This window comes from Rhodococcus sp. AH-ZY2 (assembly GCF_030916465.1).
Lineage (GTDB): Bacteria > Actinomycetota > Actinomycetes > Mycobacteriales > Mycobacteriaceae > Rhodococcus > Rhodococcus ruber.
This window is the reverse complement of the sequence record NZ_CP126458.1, coordinates 591,458-608,187: the sequence shown is the minus strand read 5'-3', so window position 1 is coordinate 608,187 and position 16,730 is coordinate 591,458. Positions and strand designations below refer to the sequence as shown.

At 70.3% G+C, this 16,730-nt stretch carries 13 protein-coding genes; 7 read left to right on the top strand and 6 right to left on the bottom strand.

Going from position 1 to position 16,730, the window contains the following annotated elements; all coding sequences use genetic code 11:
• Window positions 1-2 precede the first annotated feature (2 nt).
• The gene (locus QNA09_RS03750; RefSeq protein WP_017682136.1) at window positions 3-998 is read left to right on the top strand and encodes an AraC family transcriptional regulator; all 996 of its coding nucleotides are present in this window, start codon (window positions 3-5) and stop codon (window positions 996-998) included.
• Window positions 999-1,007: 9 nt separating this feature from the next.
• Here QNA09_RS03750 and QNA09_RS03745 read toward each other — a convergent pair whose 3' ends face one another.
• Window positions 1,008-1,433, bottom strand: a complete 426-nt coding sequence (locus QNA09_RS03745) for a VOC family protein (protein WP_029539995.1) — start codon at window positions 1,431-1,433, stop codon at window positions 1,008-1,010.
• A gap of 30 nt (window positions 1,434-1,463) precedes the next feature.
• Window positions 1,464-2,507 (bottom strand): zinc-binding dehydrogenase, encoded by a 1,044-nt coding sequence (locus QNA09_RS03740; protein ID WP_017682134.1) that lies wholly within the window; start codon window positions 2,505-2,507, stop codon window positions 1,464-1,466.
• A 168-nt stretch (window positions 2,508-2,675) separates the two neighbouring features.
• Between QNA09_RS03740 and thpD the strand changes: the two genes are divergently transcribed.
• Window positions 2,676-3,563 (top strand): ectoine hydroxylase, encoded by an 888-nt coding sequence (gene thpD, locus QNA09_RS03735; RefSeq protein WP_059174883.1) that lies wholly within the window; start codon window positions 2,676-2,678, stop codon window positions 3,561-3,563.
• 59 nt (window positions 3,564-3,622) lie between these two features.
• Here thpD and QNA09_RS03730 read toward each other — a convergent pair whose 3' ends face one another.
• A complete protein-coding gene (locus QNA09_RS03730; RefSeq protein ID WP_119699475.1) occupies window positions 3,623-4,504 on the bottom strand; it encodes a glycosyltransferase family 2 protein in 882 nt (293 codons plus the stop codon).
• Window positions 4,505-4,592: 88 nt separating this feature from the next.
• On the bottom strand, window positions 4,593-5,675 hold the full coding sequence (locus QNA09_RS03725; RefSeq protein WP_040274132.1) for a 3-deoxy-7-phosphoheptulonate synthase: 1,083 nt from the start codon (window positions 5,673-5,675) through the stop codon (window positions 4,593-4,595).
• Window positions 5,676-6,224: 549 nt separating this feature from the next.
• Here QNA09_RS03725 and treS point away from each other — a divergent pair.
• Window positions 6,225-7,946 (top strand): maltose alpha-D-glucosyltransferase, encoded by a 1,722-nt coding sequence (treS, locus tag QNA09_RS03720; RefSeq protein ID WP_010593946.1) that lies wholly within the window; start codon window positions 6,225-6,227, stop codon window positions 7,944-7,946.
• Entirely contained in the window at window positions 7,943-9,340 is a 1,398-nt protein-coding gene (locus QNA09_RS03715) for a hypothetical protein (protein WP_026137797.1), read from the top strand. The genes treS and QNA09_RS03715 overlap by 4 nt, the downstream gene beginning before the upstream one ends.
• A 67-nt stretch (window positions 9,341-9,407) precedes the next feature.
• Here the strand turns inward: QNA09_RS03715 and QNA09_RS03710 are convergent, their stop codons facing one another.
• Window positions 9,408-11,834, bottom strand: a complete 2,427-nt coding sequence (locus tag QNA09_RS03710) for an ATP-dependent Clp protease ATP-binding subunit (protein ID WP_119699474.1) — start codon at window positions 11,832-11,834, stop codon at window positions 9,408-9,410.
• Between the two features lie 149 nt (window positions 11,835-11,983).
• Here QNA09_RS03710 and QNA09_RS03705 point away from each other — a divergent pair, with 149 nt between their 5' ends.
• The 3 genes from QNA09_RS03705 to QNA09_RS03695 are packed head-to-tail and all read left to right on the top strand — an operon-like array spanning window position 11,984 to window position 15,248.
• On the top strand, window positions 11,984-12,442 hold the full coding sequence (locus tag QNA09_RS03705) for a MarR family winged helix-turn-helix transcriptional regulator (protein ID WP_119699473.1): 459 nt from the start codon (window positions 11,984-11,986) through the stop codon (window positions 12,440-12,442).
• 25 nt (window positions 12,443-12,467) lie between these two features.
• Window positions 12,468-12,890 (top strand): organic hydroperoxide resistance protein, encoded by a 423-nt coding sequence (locus QNA09_RS03700; protein WP_119699472.1) that lies wholly within the window; start codon window positions 12,468-12,470, stop codon window positions 12,888-12,890.
• Between the two features lie 42 nt (window positions 12,891-12,932).
• The gene (locus QNA09_RS03695; RefSeq protein WP_119699471.1) at window positions 12,933-15,248 is read left to right on the top strand and encodes an RNA helicase; all 2,316 of its coding nucleotides are present in this window, start codon (window positions 12,933-12,935) and stop codon (window positions 15,246-15,248) included.
• Here QNA09_RS03695 and QNA09_RS03690 read toward each other — a convergent pair.
• Window positions 15,208-16,593: a wax ester/triacylglycerol synthase family O-acyltransferase gene (locus QNA09_RS03690; protein WP_040274123.1), complete on the bottom strand. Its 1,386-nt coding sequence runs from the start codon at window positions 16,591-16,593 to the stop codon at window positions 15,208-15,210. The genes QNA09_RS03695 and QNA09_RS03690 overlap by 41 nt on opposite strands.
• Window positions 16,594-16,730: the final 137 nt, after the last annotated feature.

Sequence of the window (16,730 nt, the reverse complement as noted above, 5' to 3'; positions counted from 1 at the left end):
CTATGACCGCCCCCGCCACCATTCCCTCCGACTTCGTGCGCCGTTCGGTGGTGCTGGCCGAGGCGAACGGGGTGGATCTGGCCCCGGCCCTGGACGCGGCACGGATCAGCCGCGCGGTGCTCGCCCACCCGCACGCGCGCCTGACCCCCGAGCAGGTCACCCGGTTCACCCAGAAGACCTGGGAACTCACCGGTGACGAACTGTTCGGGCTCGGACCGGGACCGGTACCCCGCGGCACGTTCCGGGTGGTGTGCCTGACGCTGATCCACTGCCGGGACCTCGCGCAGGCCCTCGAGCGGATGATCCAGGTCAACCAGGTGCTGCCGACGCTGCCGCGGCTACGGCTCACCCCGGGGCCGCGGACGACCCGGCTCGAGGTGGTGCTGGAGTCGTACGACGACAGGACCCGCGTCATCATCGACTTCCTGCTCATCCTGCTGCACCGCTTCGCGGCCTGGCTCGTCGGGGGCCGGGTACGGCTGGCGTCGGTCTCGGTCCCCTACGGCGAGCCGGATCCGGTGCTGGCGAAGAACTACGACGCGATCTTCGGGGTGCCGGTCACCTTCGAGGCCGCCGGCGCGGTGCTCGAGATCGACAACGCGGCCCTGCGGTCGCCCATCGTCCAGACCGAGGAGACCCTCGAGGACTATCTGCGCGAATCACCGAATCTGATGATGTCGGAACGCGACTACGACTCCACCGCCGCGTCGCAGGTGCGGCGGATCCTCGAGTCGGGCATCGAGGGTCGCACGGCGACCGCCGAGGACGTCGCGGAGATGCTGTCGGTGAGCGCCCCGCATCTGCGGCGTCTGCTCAGGCAGGAGGGCACCTCGCTCGGGCAGTTGCGCGAGGAGGTGCTGCGCGATACGGCGATCGCCGGGTTGCGCCGCGGCGAGGCGGTGGACGCCCTGTCGGCCCGGCTCGGCTTCTCCGAGCCGAGTGCGTTCCGGCGCGCCTTCAAGCGATGGACGGGCAAGACCCCCCGCGCATACCGGTAGGTCGCCGGTTCACGCGACGCAGAACTCGTTGCCCTCCGGATCGGACATCGTGATCCACTCGTTCGGCCCCTGCCGGCCCCGGTGCAGGACGGTCGCGCCCGCCTCGGCGAGCCGGCCGGCCAGCGCCTCGCGGTCCTCCCCCGCCCGGATGTCGAAGTGCAGCCGGTTCTTCACCGTCTTGCCTTCGGGCACCAGCTGGAACAGCACGCGCGGACGCGCGGGCACCTCGGGATCGGAGATCGCGGCGCCCGCCTTCCACACGAGGACGCCCTCGAAGATCTCGGTGTCCTCCTCCCGGGCGTGCCCGGCCGCGACCAGGCCGCGGATGAAGTCCTCGTTGCTCGGCTCCACCCGCCAGCCCAGCGCCGCCGCCCACCATTTCGCCAGCGTGTGCGGGCTGCTCGAATCGACCGTCACCTGGAATCCGTAACCCATGCGGTGACGGTACGACGGCACCCCGACACGTCAGGGCTGTACAAGGATCCGGATCGGATCCCCGACGTGGTCGCGCAGCTTCGCGATGCCCTCGGCGATGTTCTCGAGCGGGACGATCTCGCTGACGGAGCGGGAGATGTCCAGGCGCCCGCGGGAGACGAGTGCCGCGAGCGTCTCGATGTCGACGTTCTTGTACCCGAGGTGGCCCATGACGTGCTTGCGCGACAGGCCGAACGTGGCCGTGGGGCCGAGGGAGGCCTCCTGCCCGCTCAGCCCCACCACCACCACGCGGCCACCCGTCATGACGCACTGTAGGGCCTGGTCGAAGGTGACCTTCAGGCCCGCAGAGTCGAAGGCCACGTCGAGCATCTTCCCGCCCGTCGCCTCGGCGACCTTCCGGACCAGGTCCGGGTCGCGGGAATCGAACACGTGGTCGGCGCCGAGTTCGAGGGCCCGCTCCCGCACCGCGGGGTTGATGTCGAACGCGAGGATCGGCACGGCGCCGACCAGCCGGGCGAGCTGCACGATGTGGGTGCCCACCCCGCCGACTCCCCACACGCCGACGGCCTCGCCCACCGCGACCTGGCCGGTGCGCACGACCGCACCGAACGGGGTCGACACCGCGTCGGCGAGAATCGCCGCCTGCTCGAGCGGGACGTTGTCGGGCACACGGGTGAGACCGCCCGCCTGGGCGACGGTGTACTCGGCCCACGCCCCGTCGTACGCGAACGCCATCAGCTGGATGTTCGGGCAGTTGGTCAGGTCGCCCCGCCGGCAGAAGCGGCACTGCAGGCACGGTCGGCCCGCGGCGGGGACGACGCGGTCCCCGACCGCCCAGCCCGTCACGCCGTCCCCGACGGCGGCGATGGTCCCGGCGGCTTCGTGCCCCTGGGTGACCACGGGCAGCAGGGCCGGGAACGTACCGTCCAGCAGGCTCAGATCCGAGTGGCAGATCCCGCAGAACGCCACCTTCACGAGCACCTCGCCGGGGCCCGGCGACGGAATCGGAACATCTTCCAGCACATTGGTTCCGGTGTCGGCATGAAAGCGCGCGGCGCGCATCGTCCCGGTCATGGTCCCCTCATCCTGTTGTGCGGCGGCAGCCAGGGGCGACCCTACTCCCGCCGCATGCGCGAGTGCGCATGTTCGTGCTGCGGATCTCCGCGACGGGTTGCATCCGCCGACGGTGAGTGAGAGCGTCGAGGAGAACCGTCATCGACTTCGAGAGGGTGATTCGCAACAATGCAGACGGCCGTCATCGACGCCTACCCGACCCGGAACCGCACGAAGTGCGTGAGCGTGTCCCGGCCGGATCCGGTGGTGTGGGGATCAGCCGCGGGGCCGCTGGACGCGTCGGCCGTCGCCGAGTACGACCGGCGCGGGTTCCACACCGTGGACGCGCTCCTGCCGGCGCACGACGTCGGAAATCTGCTCGACGAGACAGCACGTCTGGGCCGGGAGCTGGCCGACGACAATCGGGTCGTGCGGGAGGCCGGCAGCGGGGACGTGCGCTCCGTGTTCGACGTGCACCGCCTCTCCGACACCGTCGGCGAGATCATCCGGCGACCGGAGATCGCCGGGATCGCCCGCCAGCTCCTCGGCTCGGAGGTCTACATCCACCAGTCGAGGCTGAACGTCAAGCCGGGATTCCGCGGCGGACCGTTCTACTGGCACTCGGACTTCGAGACCTGGCACGCCGAGGACGGCATGCCGCGGCCGCGGGCGCTGAGCATCTCGGTCGCGCTGACCGAGAACTACGGTTACAACGGCGGTTTGATGATCATGCCCGGTTCGCACCGGACCTTCGTCTCGTGCGCCGGCACGACGCCCGACGACTACTACCAGCAGTCGCTGGTCACGCACGTCCCGCCCACGGGTTCACCCGACGAGGACACGCTGACCTCGATGGCCGCCGAGCACGGCATCGCCACGTTCACCGGCTCGGCCGGTTCCGCGACGGTGTTCGACTCGAACTGCATGCACGGCTCGAACGGCAACATCACCCCGTTCCCCCGGTCGAACCTGTTCGTGGTGTTCAACAGCGTCGAGAACACGCTCGGCGAGCCGTTCTCGGCACCGAAGCCGCGCCCCGACTACCTCGGCAGCCGCGACTTCACGCCGCTGCGCTGACACGAACGGATGCGGGGGTGCGCCCGGGACGAGTCGGGCGCACCCCCGCATCGCAGGACTCATACGCGGACGGTGTCCGCCACGTCGATCGGCAGCGTGCGGGCACGCGGTGTGCGCAGCAGCCGGGTGAGCGTGAATCGGCCCTGCTCCGGATCGTAGGGCCGATAGGCTAGATACACGAGCACGTGGAACGCCCAGTGCGCCCTCAGAATCCGGCGAAGCACCGGATTCATCCGGCCGTGCAGTTCGAACGTGGCGGTTCCGGAGCGGATGTACTTGGTGTACTCCCGCGGCGGCGTCAGCGCACGCCGGGGGGAGATGTCGACGAACAAGTCGGAGAGCTGGGCGATCTCGATGTCGGCCTCACGCAGGCACAAGGCCAGGTCGAGGTCTTCGTGGATCCCGGCATCCGTGCTGGCCGCGTCGCGGACGCGCTGCCACGCCGACCGGCGCACGGCCATGTTGGCACCGTGCAGATTGTCGATTCGGCGCTCACCGCCGAAGAACCCCTTGCGCACGCGCTGCTCGATATACCGGCGCTTGAGCTCCCGGTACGGCGAGTCGTAGGAGTTGCTGAGTCCACTGACGGCTCCGACGCTCGCGGTGTCTGCACGCGCGAAGAAGTCGAGGATCGTGCGGGCCCATCCGGGACGGACCCGCGTGTCGGCATCGATCCTGCCGAGAAGATCTCCTGTCGCCCAGTCAAACCCGGCATTTCGAGCGAATGCGACACCTGGGCGGGGCTCGAAGATCCGGCGGACGATCGGAGACCGCTCGGCAATCGCATCGACGATCTCGCCCGTCCTGTCCGTCGAGTTGTTGTCCACCACCACGATTTCGTGGATATCCGCCTCCTGCTCCAGCAGGGCCGCAAGACACTGACCGATGTACTGTTCCTCGTTGTACGCCGGCACGACCACCGACAGCGTGTGCTGATGCATGCCTCCGACGCTACCGCGACCGTCCGCGTGCCTCGGAACGCCGAAGACAGGAACCGTGGCGGGACACCCCGACACGGTTCCCGCACCCTCAGGAGCGACGGCGGCGCACGGCGTCGGCCAGCCGGTCGAGCTGGGCGGAGGTGGTCGCCCAGTCGAGGCACGCATCGGTGATGGACTTGCCGTACTCGAGCTCGTCCGCCCGCCCGAGCGTGAGGTCCTGCCGGCCGGCCTCGAGGAAGCTCTCCAGCATGACTCCGACGATGCCCTGCTCGCCGGCCTCGAGCCGCTCGGCGATGTCGGTGACGACGTCGACCTGCTTCTCGTGGTTCTTGCTGCTGTTGCCGTGGCTGGCGTCGATCACGACGCGTTCGGGCAGACCTGCCTTGCGCAGGCGGGCCATCGTGTCCGCGACGGTCTCGGCATCGTAGTTCGGGCCCGCGGAGCCGCCACGCAGGATGACGTGGCAGTCCGGGTTGCCGACGGTCTCGATGAGGGCGGCCTGGCCGTCGAGGTCGGTGCCGGGGAACACGTGACTCGCGGCGGCGGCGCGGGTGCCGTCGACGGCCACCTGCACGTCACCCTCGGTGGAGTTCTTGATGCCCACCGGCATGGACAGCGCGCTGCACAGCTGCCGGTGCACCTGGCTGGCCGCGGTGCGGGCACCGATCGCGCCGTAGGTCACCAGGTCCGCGTAGTACTGCGGCAGGATCGGATCGAGGAACTCGCACCCCACGGGCAGACCGAGGCCGGAGACGTCGAGCAGCAGTTTGCGGCCGATGCGCAGTCCGGTGTTGATGTCGTAGGTGCCGTCGAGATGCGGGTCGTTGAGCAGGCCCTTCCACCCGAGGGTGGTGCGCGGCTTCTCGAAGTACACCCGCATCACCACGTGCAGGTCGTCACGCAGCTCGTCGGCCTTCGCGGCGAGACGTCGCGCGTAGTCCATCGCGGCGGCGGGATCGTGCACCGAGCACGGCCCGACCACGACGAGCAGGCGGTCGTCGGTGCCGTCGAGGATCGCCACGGTGTCGGCGCGGCCCGAGCGCACGGTCGCGGCGGCGACCTCGTCGGGGGCGTGTTCGCCGCGGACGACGGCCGGAGCGACGAGCGGGCTGATCCGCACGGTCCGCTGTTCGTCGAGATTCGCGGTGGAGATGGAGGTGCTGGTGGTCATCGGGGTTCGGTTCCTGTTCCCGGGCCGACCCTGGCTGAACCTTCGGTGATTCCAGCGAGCCGGTCCGTGTCCGGCTCGTAGGTGGAAGAAGTCAGCGCGCGGTTACGCCGACCGACCCACCCCGGGCCGGCCTGCTAAACCAGAAATATGCGCGCTGCATGCGGACCACCGTAACAGGCCGCCCTCCCCCGCGCACGGGGGGCGGGCACGCACCCCTTCGGCACGCCGATCAGGTCCGGGTTCCGACATCGGTGCGCAGCCGGAATCCGGACGGAACGCAACACCACGACAACGGTCGATAGTCGGCCGCTTCGGGTGTGGAAACGCGCGAACCGGGGCACCCTTGGAGAGTCTGTCCCGCGAAGCGACGAGCACGGAGGTGCCATGCCAGACCTGGACGGCGGAACTGCCGCCCCATCCCTGGGCGTCAGCCCGCCCGGAGCGAATCCACCCGACGAGAACGCTCGGGGGACAGGACCGGAACACACCGCCGACGGACACCTGGTCGAGGCCCAGTCCGAGGACTTCTCCCATGCCAGAAATCTCGCGGTGGATCCGGACTGGTTCAAGACCGCGGTGTTCTACGAGGTCCTGGTGCGCGCGTTCAACGACTCGAACCACGACGGGACGGGTGATCTGCGCGGGCTGACCGAGAAGCTCGACTACATCGCCTGGCTGGGCGCCGACTGCATCTGGCTGCCCCCGTTCTACGACTCCCCCCTGCGCGACGGCGGGTACGACATCCGGGACTTCCGGGCGGTGCTGCCGGAGTTCGGCACGGTCGACGACTTCGTCCTGTTTCTCGACGAGGCGCACAAGCGCGGCATCCGGGTCATCACCGATCTGGTCATGAACCACACGTCGGACACGCACGCGTGGTTCCAGGAGTCGAGGACCGACCCGGAGGGCCCGTACGGCGACTTCTACGTGTGGTCCGACACCGACGAGCGTTACCCGGATGCGCGCATCATCTTCGTCGACACCGAATCGTCGAACTGGACATGGGATCCGGTGCGCAAGCAGTACTACTGGCACCGCTTCTTCTCGCATCAGCCGGACCTGAACTACGACAATCCCGAGGTGCAGGACGCGATGATCGACGTCCTGCGCTTCTGGCTCGACCTGGGTATCGACGGGTTCCGGCTCGATGCGGTGCCCTACCTGTTCGAACGCGAAGGCACCAACTGCGAGAACCTGCCCGAGACGCACGCGTTCCTGAAGAAGTGCCGCGCGGTGATCGACGCGGAGTACCCGGGCCGCGTGCTGCTCGCCGAGGCGAACCAGTGGCCCAGCGACGTGGTGGAGTACTTCGGCGAACCGGAGGTCGGCGACGAGTGCCACATGGCCTTCCACTTCCCGCTCATGCCGCGCATCTTCATGGCGGTGCGTCGCCAGAACCGGTTCCCGATCTCCGAGATCCTCGCCCAGACACCGCCGATCCCGAGCAGTGCGCAGTGGGGCATCTTCCTGCGCAACCACGACGAGCTGACCCTCGAGATGGTCACGGACGAAGAACGTGACTACATGTACGCCGAGTACGTGACCGACCCGCGGATGCGGGCGAACATCGGTATCCGCCGCCGGCTGGCGCCGCTGCTCGAGAACGACCGCAACCAGCTCGAACTGTTCACGGCGCTGCTGTTGAGCCTGCCCGGGTCGCCGGTGCTCTACTACGGCGACGAGATCGGGATGGGCGACAACATCTGGCTCGGTGACCGCGACGCGGTGCGCACGCCGATGCAGTGGACCCCGGACCGCAACGCGGGCTTCTCGCGAGCGGATCCCGCGCGGTTGTACCTGCCGACGATCATGGATCCGACCTACGGTTACCAGTCCGTGAACGTCGAGCGGCAGATGAACTCGACGAACACCCTGCTGCACTGGACGCGGCGGATGATCCAGGTCCGCAAGCAACATCCGGCGTTCGGCAAGGCCGCGTTCACCGAACTCGGCAGCGCCAACCCGGCCGTCCTGTCCTACCTGCGGGAGATGCCGCTCGGACCGGACCGCAACTACAGCGACGTCATCCTGTGCGTGAACAATCTGTCCCGGTATCCGCAGGCCGTCATCCTGGACCTGTCGCGGTTCGCGGGGTGGATTCCGGTGGAGCTCACCGGTTCCGTCCCGTTCCCACCGATCACGGAGGAGGGGTACATGGTCACCCTGCCCGGTCACGGCTTCTACTGGTTTGCGCTGCAACCGGATCCGACGAAGGAAGGCGTCGGCGAACATCCGGTGAGCAGCGAGGCCGAGGCGGCGGTACAGCCATGACGGAGCCACACGTGCAGCATTATTCCGACGCGGAGCTCGAGGCCCTGCTGGCCGAGTGGCTCCCCCACCAGCGCTGGTTCGCCGCCAAGGGCCGGACCGTCGCCGCCGTACGCATCAAGCTGCGGGAACACCTCACCGACACTCCCGCATTCGGGGCGGACCACCTGCTGGTGACCGTCGAGTTCGAGTCCGGCGACGAGCAGATCTATCAGGTGCCCCTCGGCTACCGCCTCCACCTGCCCGACGAGCTGGCACCCTGGGCGCTGCCGCGGCCCGACGGCAGCGGCGACGATCGCACCCACGCCTACGACGGCCTGCGCGATCAGGAGATCATCGACCTGTACGCGCACTCGATCGCCACCGGGCAGGTGTACGGCCCGGTCGAGTTGCACACCGTGCCCGGCACGGTCATCGAGGAGGGTCTGCGGGGACGGGCGCTCAGCGCCGAGCAGTCCAACACCTCCGTCGTGCTCGGCGAGCAGTTGCTGCTCAAGCTGTTCCGCCGGATCACTCCGGGGGTCAACCCGGATGTGGAGCTGCATCTCGCGCTCGGGGAGGCGGGCTGCCGGTCGGTGGCCCCGGTGCGCGCGTGGATCGACGCCGAGATCGGTGGGGTGCGCACGACCCTGGCGATGGTGCAGGACTTCGCCGCCAACTCCGCCGACGGCTGGTCGATGGCGCTGGGCAGTGTGCGGGACCTGCTGCTCGAGGCGGACCTGCGGGCGGACGAGGTGGGCACGGATTTCGCCGGGGAATCGCAGCGGATGGGCGCCGCGGTGGCCGAGGTGCACGCGCTGCTGGCGCAGTCCCTCGGGACGTCCCAGCGAGCCGTGGGCGACATCGTCGACGGGATGCTGCGCCGCCTGGATGCCGCCGGCGCCGTCGTACCCGAACTGGCGGAGATCGCCCCGGGGGTGCGGGCGCGGTTCGCGGAGGCTGCGGCCACCGGCACGACGACGGTCCAGCGGATCCACGGGGACCTGCACCTCGGGCAGGTGCTGCGCACCCCCGAGCACTGGCTGCTCATCGATTTCGAGGGCGAGCCCGCCAAGTCCCTCGACGAACGTCGGGAACCGGACAGCGCCCTGCGCGACGTCGCGGGGATGCTCCGCTCGTTCGACTACGCGGCCCACCACTCCCTGCACGATGCGACGTCGGAGGCCGCTGCCGCGCAGCGCGAGTTCCGGGCGCAGGAATGGGCACAGCGCAACTCCGCGGCGTTCTGTGACGGTTACGCGAGCGAGTCCGGCGTGGATCCGCGCGAGTTCGCCGCGCTGCTGCGCGCGTACGAGCTGGACAAGGCCGTGTACGAGGTCGTGTACGAGGCCCGTCACCGTCCCCAATGGATCCGTTTGCCCCTGAACGCGATTCGCCGGATGACGCAGGCCGGCTGACGTGGCCGCAGACGCGGACGGGCGGTGACCGGATGCCGGTCACCGCCCGCGCTTCGCGTGCCGGTGTCTAGCCCACCGAGAGCTCGAGCTCGTCGTCGGCCACGTCGACGCGGATCTGACCGCCCTCGACGAGCACGTCGTCGAGCAGCAGATCGGCGATGCGGTCGTCCACCGCGCGCTGGATGGACCGGCGCAGCGGCCGCGCCCCGAACTCGGGCTGATGCCCGTGCTCGGCGATCCAGTCGACGGCGGCCTCGGTGAACTCGACCTCGATGCCCTTGGCCTGCAGACGCTTGCGGCTGTCGTTCAGCAGCAGATCGGTGATCCGGTGCAGCTGCTCGGTGTCGAGCTTGCGGAAGATCACGATCTCGTCGATGCGGTTGAGGAACTCGGGCCGCATCGACTCGCGCAGCCGGCCCATCACCCGGTCCCGCAGCGGCTTCTCCGCCGCCTCGGCATCGCCGGTGCTGAAGCCCAGCGCCCCGCCGCGGCTCGAGATGATGTCCGAGCCGAGGTTGCTGGTCATGATCACCACCGTGTTGGTGAAGTCGACCGTGCGTCCCTGACCGTCGGTGAGCCGGCCGTCGTCGAGCACCTGCAGCAGGGTGTTGAACACGTCCGGGTGCGCCTTCTCGATCTCGTCGAGCAGCACCACCGAGTAGGGGTTGCGCCGCACCTGCTCGGTGAGCTGGCCGGCTTCGCCGTAGCCGACGTAGCCGGGGGGCGCTCCCACGAGACGGCTGACGGTGTGCCGCTCGCCGAACTCGCTCATGTCCACCCGCAGCATCTTGCGTTCGTCGCCGAACAGCACCTCCGCCAGCGCCTTCGCCAGCTCGGTCTTGCCCACGCCGGTGGGTCCGAGGAACAGGAAGCTGCCGACCGGCCGGTGCGGGTCGCTCATGCCGGCGCGGCTGCGCCGCACGGCCCGGGCCACGGCCCGGACGGCTTCGTCCTGCCCGACGACCCGCCGGTGCAGTTCGTCCTCGAGGCCGCGCAGCCGCTCCTTCTCGGCCTGGGTCATCCGCGTCGCGGGGATGCCGGTGGCGCGGGAGACGACCTCGGCGATCAGTTCGGCGGTCACCTCGGGCACCTCGGTGTCGGCGGGCGTCCCGGCGTCGAGACGGGCCTGCACCTCGGTGATCTGGTCGCGCAGTCGCGAGGCCTGCTCGTAGCGTTCCTCGGCGACGGCACGGTCCTTGTCGGCTTCGAGCCGGGACAGCTGCTCGCGCAGCGCCGTCTCGTCGACGCGCGGGCTGCGCAGCCGCAGCCGGGCACCGGCCTGGTCGATCAGGTCGATCGCCTTGTCCGGCAGGTGCCGGTCCGGCAGGTACCGCACCGACAGGTCGACGGCGGCGTCGAGCGCGTCGTCGGTGTATCGCACGCCGTGGTGTTCGGCGTACCGGTCCCGGAGGCCGCGCAGGATCGCGACCGCGTCGTCGTGGCCGGGTTCGCCGACGGTGACGGGCTGGAAGCGCCGCTCGAGCGCCGGATCCTTCTCGATGTGCTTGCGGTACTCGTCGAGCGTGGTGGCGCCGACGATGTGCAGTTCCCCGCGGGCGAGCTTGGGCTTGAGGATGTTTCCGGCATCCATCGCGCCCTCGTTGCCGCCGCCCGCGCCGACGACGGTGTGGATTTCGTCGACGAAGACGATCAGCTCGTCCGAGTGCGCGGTGATCTCGTCGAGCACCTTGGTCAGCCGCTCCTCGAAGTCGCCGCGGTACCGCGTACCGGCGACCATGCCGGTCAGGTCGAGCTGCACGATCCGCTTGCCGCGCAGGCTGTCCGGGACGTCGCCGTCGACGACGCGCTGGGCGAGGCCCTCGACGATCGCGGTCTTGCCGACCCCGGCCTCGCCGACCAGCACCGGGTTGTTCTTGGTGCGGCGGGAGAGGATCTCGACGGTCTGCTCGATTTCGTCGGCACGGCCGATGACGGGGTCGATGCCGCCGCCGCGGGCCCGCTCGGTCAGGTCGACACCGAACTTGTCCAGGGTGGGGGTGGCGGACTGCTCCTGCGTCGCCTCGGTCGCCGCACCGGGTTGCAGCGCGGCCTGGAGCGACTGCGCGGTGATCCCGGCCGAGACGAGCAGGCCCCCGAGCCCGTGCTCCTGGTCGGCGGCGAGAGCCACGAACAGGTGCTGCGGTTCGATGTAGGTCGCGCCGAGGGCACGGGTGAGCTGGTGCGCCTCGAGCAGCACCGTCTTGATCGCGCCGGTGAGGGCGGGTGCGGTGACCGCGCTGCGGCCCTGTTCCTGCGGGAGTCGCTGTTCCACCGCGGCCAGGACCTCGGCGGGATCGGCTCCGGCGCGGGTCATGACGGACCGGACCGGGTCCTGCTCCGCCATCACGTGCAGGACGTGGAGCGCGTCGAGGTCCGTGTCACCGCGTTCGGCGGCGAATCGGGCCGCGGCGGCCATGAGTTCCTGGGTGCCACGGCTCAGGTAGCGGGTGATGTCGATACGCCCAGGGCCACCAGGCCCGAAGAATGCCGGCATTCCGAAGCCTTTCTCTCGGACTTGAGTCTTTCTCACTCAACTAACGTGGCGGGCCGCCTGTCAATTCCACTCGGAGCGTGAGGTGCGTCACGTCGGAGCCCCGCCGATTTCAGTTGTGCACAACATAGCGGTGCGCTACTTTATTTCTCGTGTCCGATGATCTCGCGCTCGACCGGCAGGTCTGCTTCGCGCTCTACTCCGCCTCCCGGGCCACCACCGCCGCCTACCGCGGCATGCTCGACCGGCTCGGCGTCACCTACCCGCAGTACCTCGTGCTGCTGGCCCTGTGGGAACGCGACGGTCGCGGGGTGCGCGAGCTGTGCGACGCCCTCCACCTCGACACCGGCACCCTCTCGCCGCTCCTCAAGCGGCTCGAGGCCGCCGGTCTCGTCGAACGCCGCCGGCAGAGCACGGACGAGCGCCGCGTGCGCATCCACCTCACCGACGCCGGGAGCGCGCTGCGCTCACAGGCTGAGGACATTCCGGCGCGGCTGGCCTGCGCCATCGGTCTCGACCCCGGCGAACTCGCCGGCCTGCGCGACACGCTCCACCGCCTGACCGCCGCCCTGCACGGCATCACCGACGACACACCCGACCGGGACAACTGACCCGCCCCACCGACAGGAGAAACACATGCACGTGCTCTACACCGCCGAAGCCCTCGCCACCGGGGAGGGCCGCAACGGCCGCGCCCGCACCTCCGACGGCAAGGTCGACGTGAAACTGTCGGTCCCCACCGAGATGGGTGGCGACGGCAAGGGCACCAACCCCGAGCAGCTCTTCGCCGCCGGGTACGCGGCGTGCTTCCACTCGGCGCTGCAGCTCGTCGCCCGGCAGGACAAGGCCGACGTCGCCGACTCGGCGGTCGGGGCACGCGTGGGCATCGGCCGCACCGACGGCGGCGGCTTCGGCCTGAAGGTCACCCTCGAGGTGTCCCTCCCCCACGTGCCGCGCGCCCAGGCCCTCGAACTGACCGACAAGGCCCACCAAGTGTGCCCGTACTCGAACGCCACCCGCGGCAACATCGAGGTCGAGCTCGAGGTCACCGAGGACTGACACCCGCGCGGCCCACCGTCGGGCGCGCGTAGCGTGGAGTGCGTGTGCAGGCAGGACGGGCCGCGGCTCGCGCAGTTCACCGCGGGACTCGGATTCACCCTCGACGACTTCCAGGTCCGCGCCTGCCGCGCCCTCGACGAGGATCGGGACGTGCTCGTGTGCGCTCCCACCGGAGCCGGCAAGACGGTCGTCGGCGAGTTCGCCGTCCACCTCGCGCGCGCCGCAGGCGGCAAGTGCTTCTACACCACCCCGATCAAGGCCCTGAGCAACCAGAAGTACGCCGATCTGGTCGCGCGGCTCGGGGACGAGCAGGTGGGGCTGCTCACGGGCGACGTCTCCCTCGACCCGCACGCACCCGTCGTGGTGATGACCACCGAGGTGCTGCGCAGCATGCTGCACGGCCGCTCGCCCCTGCTCGACGGGCTCACCCACGTCGTGATGGACGAGGTGCACTTCCTCGCCGACCGTGAACGCGGGGCGGTGTGGGAGGAGGCCATCCTCTACCTCCCCGCCCCCGTGCGGCTGGTGAGCCTGTCGGCGACGGTCAGCAACGCCGAGGAGTTCGGCGCGTGGCTGGGCCTCGTCCGCGGTGCGACCACCGTCGTCGTCGAGGAGACCCGGCCGGTGCCGCTGCACCAGCACGTGCTCGCCGGTGGACGGCTGTTCGACCTGTTCTCCCCCACCACCGGGGCGATCGACGAGAATCTCGTGCGGTACGTCGCGCATCGCCAGCTCGTCGACGCCGCCCCCGCGGTTCCGTCCCGGCGCCGGCGTCGCCGCTCCGCCACGCCCGGCCCGGCCGGCGTCGACCGGCCCGAACTCGTGGCGCGGCTCGAAGCCGAGTCGCTGCTGCCGGCGATCTGGTTCCGCTTCAGCCGCAGCGGCTGCGACGAGGCCGTCGCCGAATGCCTGCGTTCGTCGTTGCGGCTCACCGAGGCCGCCGACGTCACCCGCATCCGCCGCATCGTCGATCGGCACACGGCCGGGGTCTCCCCCGCCGACCTCGATGCGCTCGGATTCGCCGACTGGCTCGACGGACTCGAGCGTGGCTTCGCCGCCCACCACGCGGGCATGGTGCCGGTCTTCCGACACGCCGTGGAGGAACTGTTCGGCCTCGGCCTCGTCCGGATCGTCTTCGCCACGGAGACCCTCGCCGTGGGCGTCAACATGCCCGCCCGGACCGTCGTGCTCGAACGCCTCGTCAAGCACACTGCCGCCGGACCGGTCCGGCTCACCGCCGGCGAGTACACCCAGTTGACGGGACGGGCCGGCCGTCGCGGCGTCGACCGGGAGGGACACGCGGTCGTGCTGTGGAGCCCGGAGGTGCAGCCGGCCACCGTCGCGGGACTCGCCTCCACCCGCACCTATCCGCTCAACAGCTCCCTGCGGGTGGGCTACAACACCGCCGTCAACCTCGTCGACAGGCTCGGTGTCGCCGGAGCCCGGGACCTGCTCGGACGGTCCTTCGCCCAGTTCCAGGCGGAGCATTCGGTGGCCGCGCTCGCCTCCGCCGCGACGACGAACGCCGCGACGCTGCGTCTGCTCGACGCCGAACTCGGGGACGCCGAGGGTTTCGCCGAGTACCAGCAGTTGCGGGAGCGGTTGGCCGTCGCGCGCACCACCGGAACCGCCGACGCGGTGACCGCGCTCGCGCGGGCCGTGCGTTCGCACCCCGGTCACCGGTACCCCGATCGGGAACGCCTGATCGCCGTCGCCGAGCGCCGGCGGGCACTGGCCGCCGACACCGAGGTGCTGCGCGGACAGGTCGCCGCCGCCACCGGTCGGCTGGTGGGCACGTTCGACCGAGTCCTCGGCCTGCTCGACGAACGCGGATACCTGCTGTCCGATCCGTATTCCGGCGAGGCGGTGGTCACCGACCACGGCCGGATCCTGGGCCGGATCTATTGCGGCAGCGACCTTCTCGTCGCCGAGTGTCTGCGGACCGGCGTGTGGGCGGGCCTGGATCCGGCGGAGCTGGCCGCCGTCGTGTCGAGCGTGCTCGGCGAAGCGCGCCGTCCGGCTCCCGGTGGCGGGGCCCTCACGGCCGGCGTCGACGCCGCCTACCGCGCGACGGTCCGGCTGTGGCGGGAGGTGTCGGACGCCGAGCGCCGGCACGGCCTGCCCGAGGGCCCCGAACCGGACCCGGTGGCGATGCGGGCGATCCACCGGTGGGCCCGGGGCGACGGGGTGTCCGCGGCCCTGCGTGAGGCCGCGGAGTCGGATCTGTCGGCCGGCGATCTCGTCCGTCGCTATCTGCGCACCCTGGACCTGCTCGGGCAGATCGGCAGGGGCGGACACCCCGTCGAGCCCGCCGGCTTCACCGCGGCCGGGTACCCACAGCGCTCTCCAGTTCGCTGAGTGCGCCCTCGAGGAGTTCGACCAGCCGGTCGAGGGCGGGCACGGCATGACGGTCGCCGACCACCCCGAGATCGAGCCGGCCGTCGTTCCCCGTGAGGGTGATGCTCAGCGCCTGTCCGTTCAGCACCGCAGGCACGGGGTAGATGCCGGTCAGCCGCGCACCGTTCCAGTAACGGGTGCGCGAGGGCCCGGGAAGATACGAGATCAGCACGTTGAACGGCGGCGGGATCTCGTCGACGAACCGCCGCACCGGCTCGAGCGCGAGCGGGCTCAGCGACAGCGCGCTCAGCATCAGGAACTGGGTTCCGCTGAGCGCGGTGACCACCCGGTCGGTGTGGACGAGCGAGTCGGCGATCCGGGCGAGCCGCACCGCGGGATCGGGTTCGTCGGTGGCCAGGCCGATCACCATCGCTCCCACTCCGGGCTCACGACCGCCGGGACCGACCGCGGCCCCACCGAGGTTCATCGGCACCGGGAGCATCGCGGTCAGCGGTGACTCCGGGAGCGCGTACCGCTCGGACAGATAGGCGCGCAAGCCGCCGGCGCACATCGTGAGCGCGACGGCGTCGATCGTGGTGCCGGACGCGGTCGCGACCGCGTGGAGCCGCTCGATCTGCCAGGAACGCGCCGCGAAGGTCCGGCCCCGGCCCACCGCGACGTTGAAGATCGTGGGCGGTGTCTGCCACGGCAGCGCCACCCGGTGCCGGCGCACGCCGTCGGTGACCAGCCTGCCGATTTCCGGGGTCATCGCGAACACTTCCGTGCCCGCCCGCAGCCCGGCGCGCAGCCACGACGTGGGCAGTGTCGACAGCCGAGCCCGGGGGGCGACCACCTCCGGGCTCCACGGGGCGGGACAGTCGCAGGCCTCGGGGTCGGTGGACATGCTCCGGTGCAGCAGGCGCAGGCCGGCCGGACCGTCGGCGAGGGACAGATGGATCTTCGCGTACATCGCGGTGCGCCCGTCGTCGAGTCCCTCGATGACGTACACCTCCCACATCGGGCGGAGCGGGTCGAGTGGGGACCCGTGGATCCGGGAGACGAGGGCCAGCAGGTCGGTCATCGAACCCGAGCCGGGAACGGCGGTGTGGCGCACGTGGAATCCCAGGTCGACGTTCTCGGGACGCGACCACAACGGGTAGCCGGCTCCGCGCAGGGTCCGGACGGGACGCCGCCGCAGCGGGTCCGCCACCTCGTCGTGGGTGAGCAGGATCTCGTACATGCGGCGGGCGTGATCGCCCCCGGCCTCCGGCGGGGGTTCGAACAATACGAGAGCCCCGAGGTGCAGTGGACGCGACGGAGTTTCGAGCAGTACGAACAGCGCCTCGGGAAGGCTCATCACCTGCATTCCCCCATCGTGGCGCCGAAACGTCCCGCGTGTGCGGTAACCCTGCCATCTCCGCACAAGAGGCGCACGTGCTGCGCCGGACGCCGTGACGTCTCCGCATCGTCCCGGACTACCCCTCGTCCAATCCCGGACGACGC